Consider the following 22,326-nt stretch of genomic DNA (forward strand, 5'->3'; position numbering starts at 1 on the left):
ACCCGCGACCAAGGAGGCAGCGGCACCATGAGCAGCCGATCCGAGCCGGGAGGCGGCCGGCCCGCCCCGGACGCCCTGAGCGCGATCGTGGACGAGCGGCACCGGCTGCTCGGGCTGGCGTACCGGCTGCTGGGCTCGCTGGCCGAGGCCGAGGACGTCGTGCAGGAGACCTACGCCCGCTGGTACGCGATGTCGCCCCGGCAGCGGGAGGCCGTCGAGTCACCCGGCGGCTGGCTGGCGAAGGTGGCCGGGCGCGTCTGCCTCGACCTGCTCGGGTCGGCGCGGGTGCGACGCGAGCGTTACGTGGGCGAATGGGTCCCGGAGCCGCTGCCGGGATCGGCGGAGTGGCTCGGCGGGCGGCCGGGCGCCGCCGCGGCGGACCCGGCGGACCGGGTCACCCTCGAAGAGTCGATCAGCATGGCGTTCCTGGTCGTGCTGGAGTCGATGTCCCCGGCCGAGCGCGTCGCGTTCGTCCTGCACGACGTCTTCCGCTATCCCTTCGCCGAAGTGGCCGAGATCGTCGGCCGTACCCCGGCGGCCTGCCGCCAGCTGGCGTCCTCGGCCCGCCGCCGCGTCCGCACGGCACGGGCGCCCGCGGTTCCGGCGGCCCGGCAGGCCGAGCTCGTCGGGGACTTCAGGCGGGCGTGGGAGGCCAAGGACATCGGCGCCCTCATCGGCCTGCTCGACCGGGACGCCACCGCGACCGGGGACGGCGGCGGCCGGGTCAGGGCGGAGCTGCGGCCGGTCGTGGGCGCCGAGCGGATCGCGCGCTTCTTCGCGGAACGGGCCGCCGCGTCGCCCGGCATGACGATCGTGGAACGCACGGTCAACGGCCGGCCCGGCCTGGAGGCCCGGCGGGACGGCGCCACCGTGTCGGTGTACGCGTTCGAGATCGCCGGCGATCGGATCAGACACATCTGGGCGGTGCTCAACCCCGCGAAGCTGCGGCCCTGGATGCCGGGCTGACGCGGACCCGGCACGCCCTCGGGTCCCGCCCCCCCCGGGACGGCGGCGTCCCGCGGAAGCCCCGCGTCAGGAGCGGTGCGCGGGCTCGGGCCGGTCAAGCGCGGGCGCCGGGGCCGTCGCGCGCCGCCGGCGGCCCCTGGCTTCGAGCGCCACGCCGGTGAGGAGCAGGCTCAGGCCCGCGGCGACCAGCGCGGCGCCCGCGAGGTTGGCGGCGCGCAGGCCCAGGCCCGCGGCGATGACCAGCCCGCCGAGCCAGGCGCCGATGGAGTTGGCCAGGTTGGCGCCCGAGTGCAGCCCGGACGAGACCAGCGCGGGCGCGTCGCCCGCCTGCTCCAGCAGCCGCGTCTGCACGGCCGGGCCCAGCGCCAGGCTGAACAGCCCGACGGCGAACAGCAGCGGCACCGCGAGCCACGGCACCGGCACGGCGGCGGCCAGCGCGACGAGCGCGACGGCCAGCCCGGCCAGGCAGGCGATCGTGGTGCGGGTGGCGTCGCGGTCGGCGAACCGGCCGCCCAGCAGCGACCCGGCGGTCATGCCGAGCCCGACGACCACCAGCAGCGGGGTGATCGCCCCGGCCGGGAGGCCGCCCTCCTGCGTCATCATCGGCGCCACGTAGCTGTAGCAGGCGAACAGCCCGCCGAAGCCCAGCACGATCACGCCCATCGACAGCAGCACCTGCGGGCGGCGCAGCACGCGCAGCTCGGTGCGCAGCGACGGGGCCGCCTCCGCGGCGGACGGGCGCGCGGGGACGAGCGCCAGCACGGCCGCGACCGCGACCGCGCCGATCGCGGCGACCAGCACGAACGTCCAGCGCCAGCCGAAGAGCTGGCCGACCAGCGTCCCGCCGGGCACGCCCACCACGTTCGCCACGGTCAGGCCGAGGAACATCATCGACACCGCGCGGCCGCGCCGGGCCGGTTCCACCAGGCTCGCCGCCACCACCGCGCCGACGCCGAAGAACGCGCCGTGCGGCAGTCCGCTGAGCAGCCGCGCCAGCATCAGCGTCACGTACCCGGGCGCCACCGCGGAGAGGAGGTTGCCGGCCGTGAACAGCGCCATCAGCCCGGCCAGCACCCGGCGGCGCGGCAGCCGCATCGTGGCCGCCGTCAGCAGCGGCGCGCCGACCACCACGCCGAGCGCGTACATGGAGATGAGGTGGCCCGCGCTCGGCACGCTCACCCGGAGGTCGCCGGCGACCTCCGGCAGCACCCCCATCATCACGAACTCGGTGGTGCCGATGCCGAAGCCGCCCAGGGCCAGGGCCAGCAGCGCCCGGCCAAGGGCGCCGTGCTCCGCCGTCCGTGCCGCCTCCGTCGCCTCCGTCGCCTCCGTCGCCTCCGTCAAGATCCGTTCTCTCCCCTTCCCGAACCGGGTGTCGCAGCGTGCGTCGTCACGGCCCGCGCACGGGCACCCTGGAACGAACCCGCGGCTCCCGGACCGTTATTCCGGATGTGTCCGGCGCCACGATCGCACCCGTACCGGAGGCCCGCCCCATCGGAAGGCGACGCGGAGGCTAACGTTGCCGGTCATGGAACGAGTCGCACGGTACGGCAAGCTGACCGCCCACCCCGCCCGCGGCGCCGAGCTCGCGGACCTGCTGCTGGCGGCGGCCATCGCCCTGGAGAGCGAGGCCGGCTGCGAGCTCTACCTGGTCAACCGCCAGGCGGACGCGCCCGACACCATCTGGGTGACCGAGCTGTGGCGCGACCGGGACGCGCTGACGGCCGCCCAGAACGCGATCAAGGACGGTCCGGAGACGGCGGCGGCGATGAAGCTCGTCGCGGCGGCGGAGATGATCGAGCTGGATCTCCTGGGCGGGAAGGGCGTTCCGCCGTCTCCGCGGTGAAGCGGCGCAGCGCGCCGGCCATCTGGGTGAGGCCGGGCTCCTCGACCGGCATGTGGCCGCAGCCGTCCAGCATGACCAGGCGCTTCCCGACACGGAGCCGGTCGAAGAACGGCGTGCTCAGCGCGGCGGGCGTCCAGCGGTCGGCGGCCGGGTGGACCATCAGGACCGGGCAGGCGGTGAAGTCCTCGGGTTCGACCTCGGGGGCCGAGGACAGGTAGGTGCGCAGGAACCGGAGCTGCACCCGGCCGCCGCCGCCGAGGCGGTCGCGCACCACCGCCGCGTTCAGCTCCGGCTGGTTCGACATCGCCGACATCCTGGCCAGCCAGCGGACCGGGACGCGCAGCCCGCCGGCCGGGCGCAGCGCGTTCATCAGCGGGATCGCGGCGCGGCCCAGCGGCGCGAACCGCGCCGCGGCCGCCCGCGCCTCGGGCCGCCGCACGTCCAGCAGGCACGTCACGGCCAGGCCGTCCGCGCCCGCCCGCGCGACCGCGCTGTAGGCCAGCATCCCGCCGATGCTGGCGCCCAGCACCACGACCGGCCGCCCGTCGCGCGTCCGCTCCCGCTCGATCAGCTCGGCGGCCAGGTCCACCCAGAGCGCGTAGTCGACCGGCCGTCCCTCGCAGCGGGTCAGGCCGTACCCGGGCATGTCGGGCGCCACCACCTCCAGCGGTCCCAGCATCCGCGCGTACGGCAGCAGCATCCGCGCGTGGCCGCCGGCACCGTGCAGCACCACCAGCTTCACCGGCGCGGCCGGATCGGTGATCCGCTCCAGCCGCACCCGCATCCCGCGCCACGGCCACCACTCCGGGACCGGCGGCGGGCCGCCCGCCTGGCGCGCCCAGCCGGGAAAGAACCGCAGGTAGTCGACCGTCATGAGCACTCCTTGCCACGGGTGTCCGGTGACCGCGACGATAGTGAGCGATTGCTCGCTTTTCTACTCGCGTTAGGCCCCTTGATGCCCGGCACCCCCAAGCAGCTCAGACCCCGCAAAACCCCACGTCAGAAGCGGTCCGCGGAGACCCGTGAGCAGATCCTGCGGGCGGCTGCTCGCGTTTTCGTCGAGCACGGGTACGCCGCCGGGACGACCAACCGCATCGCCGCGGCCGCCGGCCTCTCGATCGGCTCGCTGTACCAGTACTTCCCCAACAAGGACGCCATCCTGGTCCAGCTCGCGCGGCGCCACATCGACGAGGCCCGCGCGGCCCTGGCCGCCGCCGTCGGCGGCGGCGTGCCCGCCGCCTGGCCCGACCGCGTCGCCGTCCTGGTCGACGCGGCGCTGCGGGCCCACAGCGGCGACCCGCGCCTGCACCAGGTGCTGTTCGAGGAGTCGCCGCGGCCGCCCGCGCTGCTGGCCGACCTGCGCGCGCTGCAGGACAGCATGATCGACTTCGTCGGCGGCCTGCTCCGCGACGGCCCGGGCCCGCGCGTCCGCGATCCGCGCCTCACGGCCTGGTTCCTGGTCGCCACCACCGAGTCCCTCGTCCACCGCTACCTGGCCGACCGGCCGACCGAGGACGCCGCCGCCTTCCGGGACCGGCTCGTCGGCCTGCTCACCGCTCTCCTCGACAAGTCCGCCGGCGGGGCGGTACCGGCCGGTTCGTCCGCCGGGGCGGCGGGCGTTTGCGGAGACTTCACCTTGGAGGACGTGTAGCGGGCGGCCCCCGGGTACGGGGTGCGGCATGTTGGGGAGTCTGGCGCGCGGGGGCGCCGCGCTCGCCCGTACCGGGGCGCGGGTGGCGGCGGCACCGCTGCGCGCGACCGCGGGGGCGCTGGATTCCGCGCACGGCATGGTCGCGGAGCTGATTCCCGGGGGCCGCCGGACGTGGACGTACGGCGAACGCCTGCACGTCGAGCTGCGGCACGCGCACCATCCCGGCGCCGAGAAGCGGGCCGCGGCGCTCGTGGACGCGGTGGAGGGGCATCCCGCGGTCGCGTGGGCGCGGGTGAACGCGGCACTGGGCCGGCTGGTCGTCGCCGTCGGGGACGGGCCTCCGGGCGAGGCGGCGGGAGAGCTGCTGCGCTGCGTCGAGGCCATCGACGTCCCCGCGAAAGACGTGAAAGACCCCGAAGACCCCGAAGACCCGGAGGACGAGGCTCCCCGGGAGCTGCCGCCCGGGCTGACGCTGGGCGCCGACCTGCTGGGCCTGGCGATGACGGGCGTGGAGTGGGCCGCCCGCCGGTCGCCGCTGCCGGCGGAGGCGGCCGCGCTGCTCGGGTTCGTGGACGCGGTGCCGCGGCTGCACTCGGCGGTGGTGCGCGCCGTACCCGGGAACCTCGCGGAACGGTGGATGCCGGTCGCGGAGGCCACCGTCCAGGCGCTGGCCCCGGGCGGCACCGGCCTGACCCTGGACGTCGCGCAGCGGGCGTGGCAGTGGCGCGAGCGCGCCGCGGCCGGCCGGCTGTGGGCGGGGGCCGAGGAGGAGCTGACCGGCCGTCCCGCCCTGGCGGCCGCGGCGGCCGTACCGGCGGAGCGGCCCTGCCCGCTGCCGCCCGGCCCGGTGGAGCGGCACGCCGACCAGGCCCTCCCGCTGGCGCTCGGCGGCACGGCCGCGGGCGCGCTGCTGACCCGGAGCGCCCGCCGTGCGCTGGGGGTGGGGCTGGCCGCGCTCCCGAAGGCGGCGGGGGCGGGCCGCGAGCTGTTCGCCGCGGAGCTGGGGGCGCGGCTCGCGACCCGGGGCGTGCTGCCGGTCGTGCCGGGCGCGCTGCGCAGGCTGGATCGCATCGACACGGTGGTGCTCGACGCCGGGGTGCTGCTGTCGGACGAGCCGGCGGTCGGCGAGGTGACGGTCGTCGGGGACGCGAGCGACGCGGAGGTCGCCGGCCGGGTGCACGCCCTGTTCGATCCGGCCGCGCCCGGCGAGGTCCGGCGGGACGGCGAGTGGCGGCTCGGGCCGCCCGAGCGGGTCCTGGCCGCGGGGGGCGGGGTGGATCCGCCCGAAGGGCCGGTGCTCGCGCTGGTCCGCGGCGACGGCGCGCAGGCGTTCCTGACCACCGCGCGCACGGCGGCGCCCGAGGTGAACGCGCTGGTCACTGCCGTGCGCCTGGCCGGGCTGCGGCTGGTGACGGCGGGCGGCGAGGCCGAGCTGCCGGGACGTCCGGACGTCCGCGTCCGGGGCGGCGCGGAGCTGGCGGCGTCGGTGCGCCGGTTGCAGTCGGAGGGGGCCGGGGTGCTCCTGGTCTCGGCCGACCGGGACGCGCTGGCCGCCGCCGACGTGGGCGTGGGCCTGCCCGGTCCGGACGGCCTGCCGCCCTGGGGCGCCGACCTGCTGGTGCACGGCGACCGTACGGCGGCCGCCGCGGTGATCGAGGCGGCGGGCACGGCCCGCCGGGTGAGCGAGCTGGGCGTGACGCTGTGCCGTTCCGGGGCCGGGGTCGGGGCGCTGCTGGCGCTCACCGGCCCGCCGGGGCGGGCGGCGGGCCGGGCGATGTCCGCGGTGCACGGCGCGGCGGCCGCCGCCATGGTGCACGGGGCCTGGCGCGCCCGCGAGGTGATGCGGCGCGAGCCCGCGCCCGCGCTGCCCGCCACGCCCTGGCACGCGCTGCCCGCGGAGATCGTTCTGGACCGGCTGGGGAGCCGCGCCGGGGGGCTCACCGACGAGGAGGCGGGCGAGCGCCGGACGGCGGCGGCCGCGGGGAGCCGGCCGCCGCGCCTGACGCTGCCGCGCGCGATCGGCCAGGAGCTGGCGAACCCGCTGACCCCGGTGCTCGCCGCGGGCGCGGCGGGCGCGGCGGCGGTCGGCTCGCCGGCGGACGCGGCCCTGGCGTCGGCGGTGATGGGCCTGTCCGGCCTGGTCGGCGGCGTGCAGCGGCGGGCGACCGAGCGGACGCTGGCGCGCATCTCGGTGCGCTCGGCCGAACCCGTCCGGGTCCTGCGCGGCGGGACGGAACGCCGGCTCGGCTCCGACCGACTGGTCGGCGGCGACGTGCTGGTGCTGGAGGCGGGCTCGGCCGTCCCCGCCGACTGCCGGATCCTGACCGCCCGCGGCCTGGAGGCCGACGAGTCGGCGCTGACCGGCGAGTCGCTGCCGGTCGGCAAGGACGCCGCGCCGACCCTGGCCCGGCACGTCGCCGAACGCACGTCCATGCTGTACGAGGGCACCACGATCGCGGCCGGGGAGGCCACCGCGGTCGTCGTCGCGCTGGGCGCCGAGACCGAGAGCGGCCGCGCGATGGCGGAGCCCGGCCGGCGGGGCGGATCCGGCGGCGTGGACGCCCGGCTGAAGTCCATCACCGGCGCGACCACGCCGATCGCGCTCGGCGCCGCCGTCGCCGTGACCGCCTCGGGCCTGATCCGCGGCGGCGCCCTGCGGCGGGCCCTGTCCGAAGGCGTCAACCTGGCCGTGGCGTCGGTTCCGGAAGGGCTGCCGCTGCTGGTCAGCGCGGCGGAGCTGGCCGCCACGCGGCGGCTCGCCGGCCGCGGCGTGTACGTCCGCGACCCGAAGACCATCGAGGCGCTGGGCCGGGTCGACGTGCTGTGCTTCGACAAGACCGGGACCCTCACCGAGGGCGAGATCAGGCTGGCCCGGGTCGGGGACCGCCACCGCGACGTCCGGGTGGACGCGCTGGACCGGTCGACGCGGCCGGTGCTGGCCGCCGCGCTGCGCGCCACGCCGCCCGCCGGGCACGGCGGGCACAGCCACCTCACCGACGCCGCCGTGGACGCGGGGGCCGCCGCGGCCGGGGTGGGCCGCGACACCGGCGGGACCTGGCACCACGTGACGAGCCTGCCGTTCGAGCCGTCCCGCTCGTACCACGCCTCGCTGGGACGCAGCAGGGGGCGGACCGTGCTGTGCGTCAAGGGCGCGCCCGAGACGGTGCTGCCGCGCTGCACGGGCACGGCGGGCGGCGCGCTGGACGACGCGGCCCGCCGGGACGTCGAGCGGCGGGTGGAGGAGCTGGCTCAGGCGGGCCACCGGGTGCTGGCGGTCGCCGAACGGCGCGGCGGGCCGGCCCGCGAGCGGCTGGACGACGCGGACGTCGGCGGGCTGACGTTCCTCGGCCTGCTCGGGCTCGCCGACGCCGTCCGGGACACCGCCGCGCCCGCCGTCGCCGCGCTCCGGGACGCCGGCGTCCACATCGTCATGCTGACCGGCGACCATCCGGCCACCGCGGGCGCGATCGCCGGGGACGTCACGGGGACCGGGGAGCGGGCCCAGGTGATCGTCGCCGACGAGATCGACCATCTCGACGACGGGGAGCTGGGCGCGGCGCTGGAGGGGGTGGACGTGGTGGCCCGCTGCACCCCCGCGCACAAGGTCCGGATCGTGCGGGCGTACCAGGCCAAGGGCCACACCGTGGCGATGACCGGGGACGGCGCCAACGACGCGGCCGGCATCCGGCTCGCCGACGTCGGGATCGCGCTCGGCGGGCGCGGCACCGCCGCCGCCCGGGACGCCGCCGGGCTCGTCGTCGCCGACGACCGGCTGGAGACCATCGTGTCCGCGCTGGTGGAGGGCCGCGCGATGTGGGGGTCGGTGCGCGAGGCGCTGGCGATCCTGGTGGGCGGCAACCTCGGCGAGATCGGGTTCACCCTGCTCGGCTCGCTGGTGTCGGGGCGGTCGCCGCTGTCGGCCCGCCAGATGCTGCTGATGAACATGCTCACCGACCTCGCGCCCGCGCTGGCCATCGCGGTCCGCGCCCCGTCGCGCGAGGTCACCTCGGCGCTGCTGGCCGAGGGCCCGGAGTCGTCCCTCGGCTCGGCGCTGACCCGCGACATCGCGCAGCGCGCGGTCGTCACGACGCTCGGCGCGAGCGCCGGCTGGACCGCCGGGCGGTTCACCGGCCCCGCCGCACGGGCCCGCACCATCGGCCTCGTCGCGCTGATCGGCACCCAGCTGGCGCAGACGCTGCTGACCGGCCGCCGGGACCGCGCCGTCGTGGCCACCGCGGTCGGCTCGGCCGCGCTGCTGCTGGCGATCGTGCAGACGCCGGGCGTGGGAGCGTTCTTCGGCTGCGTCCCGCTCGACCCGCTCGGCTGGGCCACCGCCGCCGCGGCGATCGCCGGGGCCATGGCCGCCGGCCGCTACCTTCCCCGCCCCGCCGCCGGCGCGCGGTGAGCCTGCCCGCCGCGCCGGGGAGCGTTGTTCGCGCCCCCGTCGCCTCGGCTTCGGCCCGGACGCCTGCCCGCGTTCACCGGTGCGCGGACATCCTCCGGTGACGCCAAAGGGAGGGTGTATGTCCGAAACGTTCCCGCGCCGCCGGTTCCTCGCCACCGGCGGCGCCGCCGGGGCACTGACCGCCGGCCACATCGTGCTCGGCCCCGCACTGGTCGGCCGGGACGGGGCCGCGGCCGCCGTCCGCTCGTACGGCGGGGCTCCCCTGCCGCGCGGCCTGTTCACCCTCGGGGTGGCCTCCGGGGACCCGCTGCCGGACGGCTTCGTCCTGTGGACCCGGCTGGCGCCCCGGCCGCTCGACGGCGGCGGCATGCCGGACCGGGCGGTGCCGGTGGCGTGGCAGGTCGCCGAGGACGAGCGCTTCCGGAACGTCCGCGCGAAGGGCGTCGCGGTGGCGCGGCCCGAGAGCGGCCATTCCGTGCACGTCGAGGTCGGCGGGCTGCGGCCCGACCGCGAGTACCACTACCGCTTCCGCGCCGGCGGCGAGCTGTCGCCCGCCGGTCGCAGCCGTACGGCGCCGCGGAGCGGAGCGGTCAACCGGCGGCTGCGGTTCGCCTTCGCGAGCTGCCAGAACTGGCAGGACGGGCACTTCACCGCATACCGGCACCTGGCGGACGAGGACCTGGCGTTCGTCGCGTTCCTCGGCGACTACATCTACGAGTCCGTCCCGCGCACCACGACGATCCGCACCCACGAGGGCACCGGCGAGCCGTACTCGCTGGCCGAGTACCGCAACCGGCACGCGCAGTACAAGACGGACGCCGATCTGCAGGCCGCGCACGCCGCGTTCCCGTGGATCACGACGTGGGACGACCACGAGGTCGACAACAACTGGGCCGACGAGATCCCGCAGGACCCCGCGCAGCAGTCGCGCGAGGCGTTCCTGGCCCGCCGCGCCGCCGCGTTCCAGGCGTACTACGAGCACATGCCGCTGCGCCGCTCCGCCCGCCCGCACGGCCTCGACCTGCGGCTGCACCGCCGGCTGGGCTTCGGGCGGCTCGCCACCCTGCACGTGCTCGACACCCGCCAGTACCGCGGCGACCAGCCCGCCACCCTCGCCGAGGCCGAGGACCCCGCCCGCACCCTCACCGGCAGGGAGCAGGAGAAGTGGCTGGTCGGCGGGATGTCCCGCTCGGGCACCCGCTGGAACCTGCTGGCCAACCAGGTGATGTGGGCCTCCAACGACCGCAGGGCGGGTCCGGAGAAGGTCTACGACTTCGACAACTGGGACGGCTACCGCGTGCAGCGCCGCCGCATGCTGGAGTTCTTCGGCTCCGGCCGCACGGCCAACCCGGTCGTGCTGACCGGCGACCGGCACGCCACCTGGGTGTGCGACCTGAAGCCGGACTTCGACGATCCGGCGTCGCCGGTGGTGGGCGCGGAGATCACCGGTACGTCGATCAGCTCCGGCGGCGACTCCGATCCCGTGGCGTTCCACCGCACGTACGACCCGATCATGGCGGAGAGCCCGCACTGGAAGTACATCGGCAACCGGCGCGGCTACGTCGTCTGCGACGTCACCCCGGCCCGGCTGCTGGCCTCGCTGCGGGTCGTCGGCTCGGTCTGGACTCCGGGCGGCACCACGATCGCCACGGCCGCGCGGTTCCGGGTCGAGGCGGGACGGCCCGGGATCGGCGTGGTCGACCGGCAGGCCGACGCGCGTGCGCTCAGGAAGGTCCCGCGCCGCTACGACGTCGACGACGACCAGTTCTGACGGCCGGCGGCACCGCTCGCCGCCGCCGTCCGCGGACCGCTACCCCCGCTCGCCGCCGGGGAGGGCCGGGTCCCGGAGGGCGGCGGCGATCCGCTGCTGGATGACCTGGTCGTGCAGGGCGGCCGGGCCGCCCGGCGCGTCCCGGGAGTCCCGCGCGTCCTCGGTCGCGGCGCGGGCGGGGTCGACGAGCCGGCGCAGCCCGATCCGCATCATCCGCTGGTCGATGGACGCGAGCCCGGTCAGCGCCAGCAGCGTCACGCCCTGATCGAGGGCCGCGAGGAGGGCGCCCACCTCGGCGGCGGCGAGCGGCTCGCCGTCCGCGCGCGCCTCGGCGGCGATGCGCGTGTAGAGGTCCAGGAGCACCTGGACGCGGCCGGCCAGTTCCTCGCTCAGCCGCTCGTCGCGGGCGGCCACCGCGATGAACTCCAGCGTGGCCAGCGCGATGCCGCGGATCACCTCGGCGACCTCGGTGCCGGCCCCGGTGGTCGCCGGGTCGAAGGGGTCCCAGGCCCGCCCGCCGATGTCGCGGAGGTTGGCGTCCATCACCGCGAGGAAGAGGTCCGCCTTGCTGGCGAAGTTGGAGTAGACGGCGCCGCGGGTGTAGCCGGCGATGCGCGCGATCTCGCCGAGGCCGGCGCCGTGGTAGCCGTCCCGGGCGAACACCTCGCGGGCGGCGTCGACGAGCGCGGCGCGGGTCTGCTGCTGCCGTTCACCGCGCGAGGGCGGTTCGGCCGGGTGTTCGTCCACGCGCCGATTGTACGGGCCACATACACAGGGCATTGGGATACAGGTTGTATCTGAAAACAGCTAGTATCCGGATACACCTTGTATCTCAGAAGGGCGTGCCATGGTTTCGGTGCTGGAGGTCAGCGGGCTCACCCGCCGGTTCGGCCCGGTCGTCGCGAACGACCGGGTGTCGCTGCGCGTACGCGCCGGGGAGGTGGTCGGCCTGCTCGGCCACAACGGCGCGGGCAAGACCACCCTCGTCTCGCAGGTGGTCGGGCTGCTGCGCCCCGACGCCGGGCGCATCACCGTGGCCGGCGTCGACGCGGTGGCGCGGCCGGCCGCGGCCCGCCGCAGGGTGGCGCTGCAGCCGCAGGCCCACGTGCCGATCGACGGCCTCACCCTGGCGGGGGCCGTCAAGGTGGCCGCCCGCCTGCGCGGCCTGGACGCCCGGCAGGCGACCGCGGCGGCCCGCCGGCTGATGGCCGAGCTGGACGTCGAGGCGTGGGCGGACCGGCGCGCGCTGCCCGAGGGGCGCGGCCTGTCCGGAGGCGTGCGGCGGCTCGCCGGCTTCGCGATGGCCGTCGCCGGCGGCGCCCCGCTGGTGATCCTCGACGAGCCGACCAACGACGTCGACGCCGTCCGCCGCCGGGCGCTGTGGGCGGTGGTGCGCCGGGTCGCCGACCAGGGCTCCGGCGTCCTGCTGGTGACCCACAACGTGGTGGAGGCGGAACGGGTGGTCGACGAGCTGGTGGTGCTCGACGCCGGCCGCGTGGTGGCCGCCGGCACGCCGGCCGCGCTGCGCGGCGACGACGGGCTGCGCCTGGAGCTGCACCTCGTCCCGGACGGCCCGGACCCGTCCGATCCGGGTCCCGCGGCGGCGGGCGGGCCGGTGCCCAAGCCGCTGCCCGTTCCGGTACGGCGCCGCGTCCGGTCGGGGCGGCGCGTCCTGCTCACCATCCCGCCCGGCGCCGCGGCCGCCGCGGTCTCCTGGGCGGCGGCCCACCGGGAGCGGGGCATGCTCGACGGGTACGCGCTCGCCCCCGCCACCCTGGAGGACGCCTACCTCGCCGCGACCGCCTCCTCGGCCCCCGCCCCCCGCGCCGATGCCGAGCTGCTGGAGGTGGCCGGCGATGCGTGACCTCCCGGCAGCTCCCCCGGCGCCTGCCCTGCCCCCGGCACCCGCCGCCGCGCGCATCGGCCCGTGGGCGGCGTACCGCACGCTGCTCTCGTGGCAGCTCGCCCAGATCGGCGGCCTGCTGCCGCTCATCGTGGTGGTGCAGGCGCTGCTGGCGGCGGGCATCGTCATCGGCTTCGGCCTGCTCATCCCCGGCATCGACGCCGCGACGGCCACGTTCCTGGCGACGGGGGCGCCGACCGTGCTGCTGCTGACCATCGGCCTGGCCATCGTGCCGCAGGGCGTGGCGCGGGCGCGGCTCGACGGCACGTTCACCTACATGCGGGCGCTGCCGGTGGCGCGGCCGCTGCTCTTCCTCGCCGACCTGACGGTGTGGGTCGCGCTCTGCGTGCCGTCGGTGGGCGTCGCCGTGCTGGTGGGATGGCTGCGCTTCGACCTGGACCTGTCGTTCCGCTGGCCGCTGCTGGTGTGCGCCGCGCTGCTCGTGGCGGTCACCGCCACGGCCGTCGGGTACGCGGTCGCGGTGCTGCTCAAGCCGATGCTGGCGCAGCTGGTCAGCCAGGTGCTGGTGTTCTTCGTCCTGCTCTTCTCGCCGGTCACGTTCCCGGCGGCCCGGCTGCCGGACTGGTTCCGCGCCCTGCACGACTTCCTGCCCGTGCGCCCCGGGGCGGACCTGCTGCGGGCCGGGCTGGCCGCCGACCTGTACGAGGCCGCCGCCCGCGACCTCGCCGTGCTGCTCGCCTGGTGCGCGGCCGGCGTGGCGGTCAGCCTGCGCGCGCTCGTCCGGCGCGGCTGACCGGGCGCGGGGGCTCCGCGGCCCCGGGGGCCCGGGCGGCCTCCGGGGCCGCGGCCTCGAAGCGCGGCACGAGGGCGAACGCCGTGACCAGCAGCACCGTCCCGGCGAGCAGGTGGGCGCCGGACGTCCAGGACGAGGGGTCGGCCGGCGACGCACCCGCCAGCAGCACGTAGATCTTGGCGACGATGGTCGCGACGAACAGCAGGACGACCATCCGGCACCGCTGCAGGGCGATCTGCAGCTGGACGACCCCGAGGCCCACGGCGGCGACGAAGAGGTAGGGGTGGGCGGTCGAGGTCAGGAGCGACCAGTCGAGGCCGTGGCGCACCGACAGCGTCAGCGACAGCTCACCGGAGCCGATGAGGATGCCCGCGCAGATGCCGTAGGCGATGCCGCTGAGGCGCCGGGCGTGCGCTCCGGCGGGCTGCCGGTCGCCGAGCGCGAACAGCCCGACGGGCAGCACGAACGACGCGGTGGCGATGGCGAGCAGCGCGGCCGGCGACGGCGGCTTCCAGGTGGAGGCCGTCGCCTGCGCGAAGCACACGCCGGCGGCGAACAGCAGCGCGAACGCCAGCCACTCCAGCCCGGTCACCCGCTCCTTGAACACGCCCCGCGCCACGGCCAGCAGGACGACCAGCCCCGCCAGCAGCGCCGGTGTCATCGTCTCGGGCCCGGTACGCGACAGGGCGGCGAGCTGGAAGACCACGCCGACGAACATGAACGCCACGCCGCTCCACCATAGGCCGCTGGCGAGGACGCGCGCGGCCAGGTGGAGCGGCCGCGTGCCGTCCAGCCGCTCCATCGCGGCGGCGGCGGACTTGAAGAACGCGAAACCCGAGAAGTAGAGGCCGCTGGCCACGAAGGCCAGGCCGTGGCCCAGCCAGGTGTTCATCGACCGCCCCGGCCGGTGGAGCGCGCCAATGACGGGCCGGCGCTGCTGACAGCGGTGCGCATGAGTGGACTTTAACCGCCTATTGGCAACATGCCAATAGGGGCTGCGCGAACCCGGCGCGGTATGCCATGCTGCCCGACGTAAGTGTCCAGGTACCCAGCTCACGGGTCTGCGATCCATCCCCGCCGCACCGCGGGACCGCCAGGAGGACCGCCATAGAGCACGACGACCGTTCACCGGACGAGGCACCGGACGAGGCACCGGACGAGCCGGACGGGCGCCTGCGGCGCAGGCGCTTCCTCGGCTACCTGGTCACCGCGCCGACGCTGGCCGTGGCCGTGCAGTGGACCCGCGACCGCCCGGATCCGCGACGCCGTCAGGTCGGCCGCCGAGAAGATGTGAGCGGGGGCGCCGGATCGGGGGCGCCGGATCGGGTACGCCCGCTCCACGAAGGTCACCGGAGCGGGACGGGGGACGGATGAGCGGCGGGTTCGGGCTGGTCACGTTCGGGCACGGCACCGCGGACCGGGAGCGGATCCTGGCGCTCCTCGGCGGCGCGGCGGTACGCCTGGTCGTGGACATCCGGATCGCCCCCGGCAGCCGGCGCAACCCGCACGTGTCCCGGCCCGAGCTGGAGCGGTGGCTGCCCGGGAACGGGATCGGGTACCGCTGGGACAAGCGCCTCGGCGGCTTCCGGCGGCCGGCCGCGGACTCCCCGGACACGGCCTGGCGGCAGCCGATGTTCCGGGGCTACGCGGCGCACATGCGGACAGCGGAGTTCGCGGCGGCCATCGACGACCTGCGGGCCGACATGGCGGCGGCGGGCGAGGCCGGCGGCGCGACGGCCGTGATGTGCAGCGAGGCCGCCTGGTGGCGCTGCCACCGCCGGCTGGTCGCCGACCACCTCGTCCTCGTCCGGCACGATCCCGTCGCCCACCTCATGCACGACGGGCGCCTGACGCCGCATCCGCCGTTCGCGGCGGCCCGGGTCCGGCGGGACGGGGTGCTGGTGTACGACGGCGGCCAGGACGAGGCAGAGCGGGAGGCCGCGGGGCGGGAAGGCGCGGGTCCCCGGCCGGGCGAATAGGATCTCGCATCGGATGCAAGGCACGTCCCCGATGGTCGGGTACCGCCTGGGCAGGGTGTTCGCGAAACTCGGGATCAGCCCGCGGCACCAGCCGGCGGAGCTTCCCTGACGGCTCGGGGCTCGCGCGCGAGCATGACCAGGTTGGCGATCTGGCTCCAGCCCACGAGGTCCATCAGGTCGACCAGGTGCGGGGCCACCGCGCGCAGCACCAGCCGCCGGTCCTGGAGTCCCAGCCGGCACGCGGCGGAGGCGATGGCCCGGAGGCCGCCGACGTCGATGAAGCGCAGCCTCTCCGCGTCGACCCACACGTCGCCGGAGCCGTGCGCGAGCATGCGGGACAGCGCGGCGGTGAACATGGCGAGCGTGCCGATGTCGACGTCCCCGTCGACGACCAGGTACGGCGGCTCGAAGGTGCCGTCCAGCCGCAGCAGCGCGCTGCGCTCCCGCAGGTCGCCGCGGCCGGGCGGGCGTTCGACGGCCAGGCCGGTCATCGCGTCTTCCCCCTCGTTCCGCGGGCCGTCGGCCGCCCTGAAAAGTCCATCGGCTTCCCATCTCGTCCGTTCGAAAAGTGAAAGCGCCATCCGGTGACCGGTTGACGGCGCCGGGAAAGCGCGCCGCGAGTAGCGCTTTTCCCGTCCATTCCCAGGTACGACAACGCAGCCATTCCGTCTGTGACGGCCGCGGCCGGATCGGGCCGCCGGGCCTGCTCGGGGCGGGCGGCGGCGATTCCGGGTGTCACAGGGCGGGCCGATGTCCTGTCGTTGGAATTGAGCCGGCCGACACGGGTCCGGCTCGGATCTCCCCCGCAGAAAAGGACAGGATCATGACCAGATCCCGAACCGGCGCACCCGTTCACGTCAAACGGCGGCCCACCGTCACGGTGATGCTGCTGACCGCCGTCGCCCTGCTCGTGGTGACCATGGGGCTGGCGCGGAGCGCGCCCGCCCAGGAGATCCGGGAGCGGGCGACCAGGCCCACGATCGTGCTCGTCCACGGGGCGTGGGCGGACGCGTCGAGCTGGAGCAAGGTCATCACCAGGCTCCAGCACGACGGGTACGACGTCGCCGCGGTCGCCAACCCGCTGCGCTCGCTTTCCGGCGACGCCGCGTACCTGAGGACCTACCTGGAGTCCGTGACCGGCCCCGTCGTCCTCGTCGGCCACTCGTACGGCGGAGCGGTGATCACCAACGCGGCCACCGGGAACTCCAGCGTCAAGGCGCTGGTCTACGTCAACGCCTTCGCGCCGGACGAGGGCGAGACGGCCACGGCGCTCGCGGGCCCGGACTCCGCCCTCTCGGTCCCGGACCCCACCACCGTGTTCGACTTCGTGCCCGCCGCCCTGCCGCCCACCCCGGCCACCGACCTGTACCTCAAGAGGTCGACCGTCTTCACCTCGTTCGCCACCGGCCTGAACGCGCGGGACAAGGCGCTCGTGGCCGCCACCCAGCGGCCCGCCACCCTCGGCGCGCTCAACGAGCCCTCCGCCGCCCCCGCGTGGCGGACGATCCGCTCCTGGTACCTCATCGGCCGGACCGACAAGATCATCCCGCCGGCCGCCGAGCGCGCCATGGCCCAGCGGGCCGGCTCCACCATCACCGAGTACGACGCGGGACACCTCGGCCCGCTGTCGGCACCCGACACCGTCGCCCGGGGGATCGAGCGGGCCGCGCGGGCGAGCGTCCGCTAGCCGGCGACGGCCCGCGACTCCAGGCGCGGCTCAGGTCTGGGGCGGGAGGTGGGCCGCGGCCGCCGTCAGAAGCGCGTCGACCCGTGCCGTCAGGCTGGCCAGGTCGGCACGGGCGACGGCGGCCTCGGCCTTGGCGCGGCGCGCTTCGCGCCGCGCCTCGTCACGTTCCCGTGCCAGCTGCGCGAGATGCGCCTGGTAGGCCGCGCGCAGCTCCTCCAGCGTCTGGGGCGACGGGCCGGTGGGGTACGCGCCGTCCTTCCGGACCTGATGCGTCCTCCGTGCCGTGCCCGCCCTGCCGCCGGGCGCCTGCCGGGCCTGCTTCCTGATCGTGCTCACCGCCGTCACCGCCGGTTACCTCCCCCTGGTGATGTCTCCGTCCCGAACGGATCAACGAGCACCGGAGCCACGATTGTTCCTGCTCAGCGGCCGGTGAGGAGGCCGTGGTGGAGGGCTCGCAGGACGGCGAGGGTGCGGTCGCGGACGCACAGTTTGGTCAGCACGCTCGACACGTGGTTCTTCACGGTGCCCTCGGCCAGGTGCAGCACGGCGGCGATCTCGCGGTTGGCGTAGCCGCCGGCCATGAGCCGCAGGATCTCCAGCTCGCGGTCCGTCAGCGGCTCCGGGGGCGGGAGGTCGCCGATCGCGCCGGGTTCGGGCAGCCGTTCCGCGGCACGCAGGAGGCGTTCGGTGAGGGCGGGCCGGACGTACGTGCCGCCGCCCGCGAGCGTGCGGATCGCCTCGACGACCTGGTCGAGCGTGACGTCCTTGAGAAGGTAGCCGTGCGCTCCCGCGCGCAGCGCCCGCAGGACCAGCTCGTCGTCGTCGAACGTCGTCAGCACGAGGGCGGGGACGGTGATGCCGCGCTCGCGCATGGCGGTGAGGGTGGCGATGCCGTCCCGGCCGGGCATCCGCAGGTCCAGCAGCAGGACGTCCGGCGGCGCCGCCTCCAGGATCGCCAGGGCCTCGTCGCCGTCGGCGGCCTCGGCGGCGACGGTGACCTCCGGGGACAGCTCCAGCAGGTGCCGGATCCCCTGGCGGACGAGGGTCTGGTCGTCCACGACGCACACCCGGATCACGGCGCCGGCACCCGGGCGCTGAGGGTGAAGCCCGCGCGGGTGTCGAACGACACCGCCCCGCCGAGCTGCGCGACGCGTTCGCGGATGCCGGTGAGGCCGTGGCCGAGCCGCAGGGCGGACGTGCCGCGCCCGTCGTCGCGCGCCGTCAGGACGATCTCGCCGGCGCCGGAGCGGGCCACGTCGATCCACAGGTTCGCGGCGCCCGAGTGCCGGATCGTGTTCGTGACGGCCTCCTGGACGCAGCGGATCAGCGCGGCCGCGCACGCCTCGTCGGGTTCGAGGGTGGCGTCGACGTCCAGGTGGACGCGGGGGTACGGCAGCTCCGCGACGACCTCGGCGAGCGCCCGGCGCAGGTCCGGGGTGCCGGTGCGCAGCTCGCCGACCGCGGTGCGGACGTCGCCGAGCAGCTCCCTGGCCAGGCCGCGGGCGCGCTCGACGTGCTTGCGCGCCGCCGGGTCGCTGCGGTGGGAGGCCACTTCGAGCTCCAGGACGAGCGCGGTGAGCTGGTGGCCGAGGAGGTCGTGCAGCTCCCGGGCGATCCGGAGCCGCTCGCCCGCGCGGCTGGACTCGGCCAGCAGCGCGGTGGCGGCCCGCAGGTCGGTGTTCGCCGCGGCGAGGCGCCGGCGCGCCGCGGCCTCGCGCTGCTCGCTGCGCACCGCCCAGACCGTGCAGAGCTGGAGCATCGCGTAGATGAGCCCGGTCAGGGCGATCTCCATGACCGTGCCCTCCCCGAGCGCCGCCGCGCCGCCGGCCACCGTGCTGTTGGCCAGCAGGAGGGCGACGACGGTGCGCCACGAGGACAGGTGCGCCGCGTAGGCGGTGATGAAGACCAGCAGGATCGCGGTGTAGCCGGCCCGCGGGGCCAGCAGCACGGTGGCGGCGCCGGTGAGCGCGAGCCCGGGCAGCTGGAGGCGGCGGACCACCCGTTCCGGCGGCTTCTCCCGGAAACCGAGCACGAACAGCGCGATGAGGCCGAGGTAGCAGGACCACCACACCCACGGCGGGCCCGTGGTGGGCGGCTCATCGGCGAGCAGGATCGGCACCCCGATCAGCGCGCACACCGCCAGCAGGCTCGCCGCGCCCCAGCGCTCCAGGTGGGAATCGGCCATGCCTGGAACACTACGGCCGGCGCGCGGGGGGCCGACCGTGCCGGAAGTCACGGGTGCGGGTCGTGACGTCCGGCACCCGACGGCGGGGGCGGCCGCCTCCTAGCGTTCCGGTGGACGCGGCGGAACGGCGGTGAGGAGGCGCGATGGCGGTGGTCGAGGTGGACGGGCTGCGCAAGCGGTACGGGGACACGGTCGCGGTCGACGGCGTCTCGTTCGCCGTCGAGGACGGGGAGATCTTCGGGATCCTCGGGCCGAACGGCGCCGGCAAGACGACCATCGTGGAGTGCGTCGAGGGGGTCCGGCGCCCCGACGCCGGGCGGATCTCCGTGCTCGGCCTGGACCCGCGGCGGGACCGGGCGCGGCTGCGGCGGGTCCTCGGCGCGCAGCTGCAGAGCGGGATGCTGCCGGAGAAGCTGCGGGTCGGCGAGGCCCTCGCGCTGTACCGGTCGTTCTACCGCGAGGGGGCCGATCCCGGGCGGCTGCTGGACGAGCTGGGGCTGGCGGGCAAGCGCGACACCGCGTTCGAGGACCTGTCGGGCGGCCAGGCCCAGCGGCTCGCCATCGCGCTCGCGCTGGTCGGCCGGCCGCGGATCGCGGTGCTGGACGAGCTCACCACCGGCCTGGACCCGCAGGCGCGGCGCGGCACCTGGGACCTCATCGAGCAGGTCCGCGACACCGGCGTGACGGTGCTGCTGGTGACGCATCTGATGGAGGAGGCGGAGCGGCTGTGCGACCGGGTCGCGATCGTCGACCGGGGGCGGCTGGCCGCGCTGGACACGCCGGGCGGCCTGGTCGCGGCGCTGGACGCGCCGCGGCGGGTGCGGTTCCGGACGGCGGGCCCGTTCGACCCGGCGGTGCTGGCCGGCCTGGCGGAGGTGACGGAGGTGCGGACGCGGCGCGGCGAGACCGTGGTCACCGGCACCGGCGACCTCCTGGACGCCGTGGGCACGGCGCTGCTGCGGCACGGCGTGGTCGCCACCGAGACCCGGCTGGAGCGGGCCACGCTGGAGGACGCCTTCCTCGCCCTGACCGGCCGGCCCTACGGGGACGGGGAGGCGGCATGAGCGCCGCGTTCGCGCTGCCGCCGCGGGCCTGGGCGATGCTCGTGCTGACCGAGGCGAGGATGGTGGTCCGCGACACCGCCGGCCTGGTGGTGCCGCTCGGCCTGCCCGTACTGATCATGGTGATGAACGGGATCGGGGCCGGCGGCGAGGGGCGCGAGCACTTCCGCGGCCTGCCCGCCCTGGACGCCTTCGTCGTGCCGCTGACGATCGTGATGGTGGTGGCGCTGATCGGCGTGGTGAACATGCCGTCGTTCCTGGCCTCGTACCGGAAGGCGGGCGTCCTGCGGCGGCTGTCGGTGACGCCGGCCCATCCGGCGTCGGTGCTGGCCGCCCAGGTGGTGGTCAGCCTGGCGCAGGCGCTGCTGGGCGTGGCGCTGGCCCTGCTGGTGGCGCGGCTGGCGTTCGGCGTGTCGATGCCGCGCGCCCCGTTCACCGCGGCCGGCGTGTTCCTGCTGGCGGCGGCGGCGATGTACGCGCTGGGCATGGTCGTGGCCGCGCTCGCGCCGACACCGAACTCGGCGGTGGCGATCGGCCTGGTGCTGTTCTTCGCCACGATGGCGGTCGGCGGCGGGTTCGGCGGGCGCGGGAACCTGCCGGGATGGCTGGACGCGGCCGGCGGGCACCTGCCGTACGGCGCCGGGCTGGACGCGCTGAGCGACGCCTGGACGGGCGCGGCACCCGACCCGGCGCAGCTCGGCGCCCTCGCCGGGACGGCCGTCCTGGCCGCGGCGGTCGCCGCGAGGACCTTCCGCTGGAGCTGACGGGCCGTTTTGTTCCGGACGTGACAAGAACCCTCGATCATGCCAGTTCATACTGGCGGCCATGCTCCGACTCACGGTCTCCGGCGCGCTGGCCGCCGCCGTTCTCGCCACCGCCGGGCTCGCCTCCCCCGCCGCCGCCTCCCCGGCGGCGCCCGGCGCGGCGGCGGCCGCCGCGCGCGCCGCCTCGGGCGACCTCAAGCAGGTGTCGCTGCCCTTCTTCTGGCCCAACAACTACCTCTACGACGTCGCCGCGGCCTCCCCCGACAGCGTCTGGATCGCCGGCGCCCAGGGCGAGCTCGTCGTCCCCGGCCCCATTCCCGGCACCGGGCGGCAGATCCCCGGCAACCCGGTCGTGCGCCGGTGGAAGAACGGCGGCTGGGTCGAGTACGCACTGGGCGGGCTGCCCCGGCACGCCACCATCAGCAACGTAGAGCCCGTCGCCCCGGAGGACGTCTGGATCTCCGGGACGAGGCACGCCACCGACACCTCGCCGCAGGAGCCCTACATCGGGCACTTCACCGGCTCGGCGTTCACCCAGGTGGCGCTGCCCCCGGGCGCCACCTCCGCGCACCTCCAGGCCGACGCGTCCGGCGTCTGGCTGTCGACGTCCGGCGACCTCTACCGCCGGGCCGGCGGATCGTGGACGCATGTCGCCGCCCTCCCGCCCCTGCGGCGGCACGCCCTCCAGGTCCGGTCGGGCGACGACGCGTGGCTGTTCGGCAAGACCTCCGACCACAGCGACACCGTCGAGGCGCACCACTGGGACGGCACCTCCTGGACGCGCGTCCCCGTGGAGCAGGACACCCGGCTCGGGACGATCACCGACGTGCTGCCACTGGCGGCCGGCGAGGCGTGGGCGGCCGGCGTCGACTGGACCGACGGCGGCGGCCGGCCCGTCCTGCTGCGCTGGGACGGCGCCGCCTGGAAGCACGTCCCCGTACCGGCCGGGCTCAACGCCCTCAGCCGCATCGCGCGCGCCCCCGACGGCACCCTGTGGGCCAACGGCCACGCCACCGACCGGCCCGCCGCCCCCGGCCTGATCCGCTACCGCGGCGGCGCCTGGGAACGCGTCCCGACACCCGCCGTCCCGTTCCGGAGCAACATCCTCGTCAGCGCCCTCACCGTCGATCCCGTCTCCGGCGACCTGTGGACGCTGGGGACGCCCGACATCGGCGGCCCCGTCCTGCTTTCGAGCCGCTGATCCCCGAAGGCCGCGACCCGCCTTTTGTGGGGTCCCTACAACACAGCGGCTCCACCCTGCGAGATGCGGGACATTGGCGAACACGGCGGGCATCCACGAGGGTGGAGCGAAGGTGCGGGCGGCGCGCCGGTACTCGGGACGCCGCCTTCCGTG

At 76.2% G+C, this 22,326-nt stretch carries 20 protein-coding genes; 12 read left to right on the forward strand and 8 right to left on the reverse strand.

Going from position 1 to position 22,326, the window contains the following annotated elements; translation table 11 throughout:
- Positions 1–27: 27 nt before the first annotated feature.
- Positions 28–966: an RNA polymerase sigma factor SigJ gene (sigJ, locus tag ACA361_RS17680; protein ID WP_375013088.1), complete on the forward strand. Its 939-nt coding sequence runs from the start codon at positions 28–30 to the stop codon at positions 964–966.
- A gap of 66 nt (positions 967–1,032) precedes the next feature.
- Here the strand turns inward: sigJ and ACA361_RS17685 are convergent, their stop codons facing one another.
- Complete coding sequence (locus ACA361_RS17685; RefSeq protein ID WP_375013089.1) at positions 1,033–2,310, reverse strand: MFS transporter; 1,278 nt, start codon at positions 2,308–2,310, stop codon at positions 1,033–1,035.
- Positions 2,311–2,494: 184 nt separating this feature from the next.
- Between ACA361_RS17685 and ACA361_RS17690 the strand changes: the two genes are divergently transcribed.
- Complete coding sequence (locus tag ACA361_RS17690) at positions 2,495–2,812, forward strand: putative quinol monooxygenase (protein ID WP_375013090.1); 318 nt, start codon at positions 2,495–2,497, stop codon at positions 2,810–2,812.
- Here the strand turns inward: ACA361_RS17690 and ACA361_RS17695 are convergent.
- On the reverse strand, positions 2,706–3,686 hold the full coding sequence (locus tag ACA361_RS17695) for an alpha/beta hydrolase (protein ID WP_375013091.1): 981 nt from the start codon (positions 3,684–3,686) through the stop codon (positions 2,706–2,708). The genes ACA361_RS17690 and ACA361_RS17695 overlap by 107 nt on opposite strands.
- Positions 3,687–3,767: 81 nt before the next feature.
- Between ACA361_RS17695 and ACA361_RS17700 the strand changes: the two genes are divergently transcribed.
- The 3 genes from ACA361_RS17700 (at position 3,768) to ACA361_RS17710 (ending at position 10,639) form a co-directional block, all read left to right on the forward strand.
- Positions 3,768–4,463 (forward strand): TetR/AcrR family transcriptional regulator, encoded by a 696-nt coding sequence (locus tag ACA361_RS17700; protein WP_375013092.1) that lies wholly within the window; start codon positions 3,768–3,770, stop codon positions 4,461–4,463.
- A 28-nt stretch (positions 4,464–4,491) separates the two neighbouring features.
- The gene (locus tag ACA361_RS17705; RefSeq protein WP_375013093.1) at positions 4,492–8,868 is read left to right on the forward strand and encodes an HAD-IC family P-type ATPase; all 4,377 of its coding nucleotides are present in this window, start codon (positions 4,492–4,494) and stop codon (positions 8,866–8,868) included.
- Between the two features lie 118 nt (positions 8,869–8,986).
- The gene (locus ACA361_RS17710; RefSeq protein ID WP_375013094.1) at positions 8,987–10,639 is read left to right on the forward strand and encodes an alkaline phosphatase D family protein; all 1,653 of its coding nucleotides are present in this window, start codon (positions 8,987–8,989) and stop codon (positions 10,637–10,639) included.
- A gap of 39 nt (positions 10,640–10,678) precedes the next feature.
- On the opposite strand, the gene ACA361_RS17715 is transcribed toward ACA361_RS17710, so the two are convergent.
- Positions 10,679–11,386, reverse strand: a complete 708-nt coding sequence (locus ACA361_RS17715; protein ID WP_375013095.1) for a TetR/AcrR family transcriptional regulator — start codon at positions 11,384–11,386, stop codon at positions 10,679–10,681.
- Between the two features lie 100 nt (positions 11,387–11,486).
- Between ACA361_RS17715 and ACA361_RS17720 the strand changes: the two genes are divergently transcribed.
- Together ACA361_RS17720 and ACA361_RS17725 are read left to right on the forward strand one after the other, a co-directional pair.
- Entirely contained in the window at positions 11,487–12,503 is a 1,017-nt protein-coding gene (locus ACA361_RS17720; RefSeq protein ID WP_375013096.1) for an ABC transporter ATP-binding protein, read from the forward strand.
- Positions 12,496–13,296 carry an ABC transporter permease gene (locus ACA361_RS17725; protein ID WP_375013097.1) on the forward strand — a complete coding sequence of 267 codons (801 nt, stop codon included), beginning with the start codon at positions 12,496–12,498 and terminating at the stop codon, positions 13,294–13,296. Before ACA361_RS17720 ends, ACA361_RS17725 begins: the two co-directional genes overlap by 8 nt.
- Here the strand turns inward: ACA361_RS17725 and ACA361_RS17730 are convergent.
- Positions 13,265–14,188: a hypothetical protein gene (locus ACA361_RS17730; protein ID WP_375013098.1), complete on the reverse strand. Its 924-nt coding sequence runs from the start codon at positions 14,186–14,188 to the stop codon at positions 13,265–13,267. The two genes, ACA361_RS17725 and ACA361_RS17730, sit on opposite strands and share 32 nt — an antisense overlap.
- A gap of 478 nt (positions 14,189–14,666) precedes the next feature.
- Between ACA361_RS17730 and ACA361_RS17735 the strand changes: the two genes are divergently transcribed.
- Positions 14,667–15,275, forward strand: a complete 609-nt coding sequence (locus ACA361_RS17735) for a DUF488 family protein (protein WP_375013099.1) — start codon at positions 14,667–14,669, stop codon at positions 15,273–15,275.
- Between the two features lie 74 nt (positions 15,276–15,349).
- Here the strand turns inward: ACA361_RS17735 and ACA361_RS17740 are convergent, their stop codons facing one another.
- On the reverse strand, positions 15,350–15,766 hold the full coding sequence (locus ACA361_RS17740) for an STAS domain-containing protein (protein ID WP_375013100.1): 417 nt from the start codon (positions 15,764–15,766) through the stop codon (positions 15,350–15,352).
- 332 nt (positions 15,767–16,098) lie between these two features.
- Here ACA361_RS17740 and ACA361_RS17745 point away from each other — a divergent pair, with 332 nt between their 5' ends.
- Positions 16,099–16,962: an alpha/beta fold hydrolase gene (locus ACA361_RS17745; protein ID WP_375013101.1), complete on the forward strand. Its 864-nt coding sequence runs from the start codon at positions 16,099–16,101 to the stop codon at positions 16,960–16,962.
- A gap of 30 nt (positions 16,963–16,992) precedes the next feature.
- Here the strand turns inward: ACA361_RS17745 and ACA361_RS17750 are convergent, their stop codons facing one another.
- The 3 genes from ACA361_RS17750 to ACA361_RS17760 form a co-directional block, all read right to left on the reverse strand.
- The gene (locus tag ACA361_RS17750; protein ID WP_375013102.1) at positions 16,993–17,298 is read right to left on the reverse strand and encodes a hypothetical protein; all 306 of its coding nucleotides are present in this window, start codon (positions 17,296–17,298) and stop codon (positions 16,993–16,995) included.
- Between the two features lie 83 nt (positions 17,299–17,381).
- Entirely contained in the window at positions 17,382–18,020 is a 639-nt protein-coding gene (locus ACA361_RS17755; RefSeq protein WP_375013104.1) for a response regulator, read from the reverse strand.
- A 14-nt stretch (positions 18,021–18,034) separates the two neighbouring features.
- Positions 18,035–19,147, reverse strand: a complete 1,113-nt coding sequence (locus tag ACA361_RS17760) for a sensor histidine kinase (RefSeq protein ID WP_375013105.1) — start codon at positions 19,145–19,147, stop codon at positions 18,035–18,037.
- Between the two features lie 143 nt (positions 19,148–19,290).
- Here ACA361_RS17760 and ACA361_RS17765 point away from each other — a divergent pair, with 143 nt between their 5' ends.
- From ACA361_RS17765 to ACA361_RS17775, 3 genes are all read left to right on the forward strand, one after another.
- Positions 19,291–20,211, forward strand: a complete 921-nt coding sequence (locus ACA361_RS17765) for an ABC transporter ATP-binding protein (RefSeq protein WP_375013106.1) — start codon at positions 19,291–19,293, stop codon at positions 20,209–20,211.
- Entirely contained in the window at positions 20,208–20,972 is a 765-nt protein-coding gene (locus ACA361_RS17770) for an ABC transporter permease (RefSeq protein WP_375013107.1), read from the forward strand. Before ACA361_RS17765 ends, ACA361_RS17770 begins: the two co-directional genes overlap by 4 nt.
- Positions 20,973–21,033: 61 nt before the next feature.
- Entirely contained in the window at positions 21,034–22,173 is a 1,140-nt protein-coding gene (locus tag ACA361_RS17775; protein ID WP_375013109.1) for a hypothetical protein, read from the forward strand.
- Positions 22,174–22,326: the final 153 nt, after the last annotated feature.

The sequence above is a fragment of the Actinomadura sp. 21ATH genome (assembly GCF_041951345.1).
In the GTDB taxonomy this organism is placed as follows: domain Bacteria; phylum Actinomycetota; class Actinomycetes; order Streptosporangiales; family Streptosporangiaceae; genus Spirillospora.

Excerpts from the sequence above, each read along its gene's own strand:
- sigJ (WP_375013088.1), top strand. The coding sequence starts at position 28 with ATGAGCAGCCGATCCGAGCCGGGAGGCGGCCGGCCCGCCCCGGACGCC.
- ACA361_RS17690 (WP_375013090.1), top strand. The coding sequence starts at position 2,495 with ATGGAACGAGTCGCACGGTACGGCAAGCTGACCGCCCACCCCGCCCGC.
- ACA361_RS17695 (WP_375013091.1), bottom strand. The coding sequence starts at position 3,686 with ATGACGGTCGACTACCTGCGGTTCTTTCCCGGCTGGGCGCGCCAGGCG.
- ACA361_RS17700 (WP_375013092.1), top strand. The coding sequence starts at position 3,768 with ATGCCCGGCACCCCCAAGCAGCTCAGACCCCGCAAAACCCCACGTCAG.
- ACA361_RS17705 (WP_375013093.1), top strand. The coding sequence starts at position 4,492 with ATGTTGGGGAGTCTGGCGCGCGGGGGCGCCGCGCTCGCCCGTACCGGG.
- ACA361_RS17710 (WP_375013094.1), top strand. The coding sequence starts at position 8,987 with ATGTCCGAAACGTTCCCGCGCCGCCGGTTCCTCGCCACCGGCGGCGCC.
- ACA361_RS17720 (WP_375013096.1), top strand. The coding sequence starts at position 11,487 with ATGGTTTCGGTGCTGGAGGTCAGCGGGCTCACCCGCCGGTTCGGCCCG.
- ACA361_RS17725 (WP_375013097.1), top strand. The coding sequence starts at position 12,496 with ATGCGTGACCTCCCGGCAGCTCCCCCGGCGCCTGCCCTGCCCCCGGCA.
- ACA361_RS17730 (WP_375013098.1), bottom strand. The coding sequence starts at position 14,188 with ATGAACACCTGGCTGGGCCACGGCCTGGCCTTCGTGGCCAGCGGCCTC.
- ACA361_RS17735 (WP_375013099.1), top strand. The coding sequence starts at position 14,667 with ATGAGCGGCGGGTTCGGGCTGGTCACGTTCGGGCACGGCACCGCGGAC.
- ACA361_RS17740 (WP_375013100.1), bottom strand. The coding sequence starts at position 15,766 with ATGACCGGCCTGGCCGTCGAACGCCCGCCCGGCCGCGGCGACCTGCGG.
- ACA361_RS17745 (WP_375013101.1), top strand. The coding sequence starts at position 16,099 with ATGACCAGATCCCGAACCGGCGCACCCGTTCACGTCAAACGGCGGCCC.
- ACA361_RS17760 (WP_375013105.1), bottom strand. The coding sequence starts at position 19,147 with ATGGCCGATTCCCACCTGGAGCGCTGGGGCGCGGCGAGCCTGCTGGCG.
- ACA361_RS17765 (WP_375013106.1), top strand. The coding sequence starts at position 19,291 with ATGGCGGTGGTCGAGGTGGACGGGCTGCGCAAGCGGTACGGGGACACG.
- ACA361_RS17770 (WP_375013107.1), top strand. The coding sequence starts at position 20,208 with ATGAGCGCCGCGTTCGCGCTGCCGCCGCGGGCCTGGGCGATGCTCGTG.
- ACA361_RS17775 (WP_375013109.1), top strand. The coding sequence starts at position 21,034 with ATGCTCCGACTCACGGTCTCCGGCGCGCTGGCCGCCGCCGTTCTCGCC.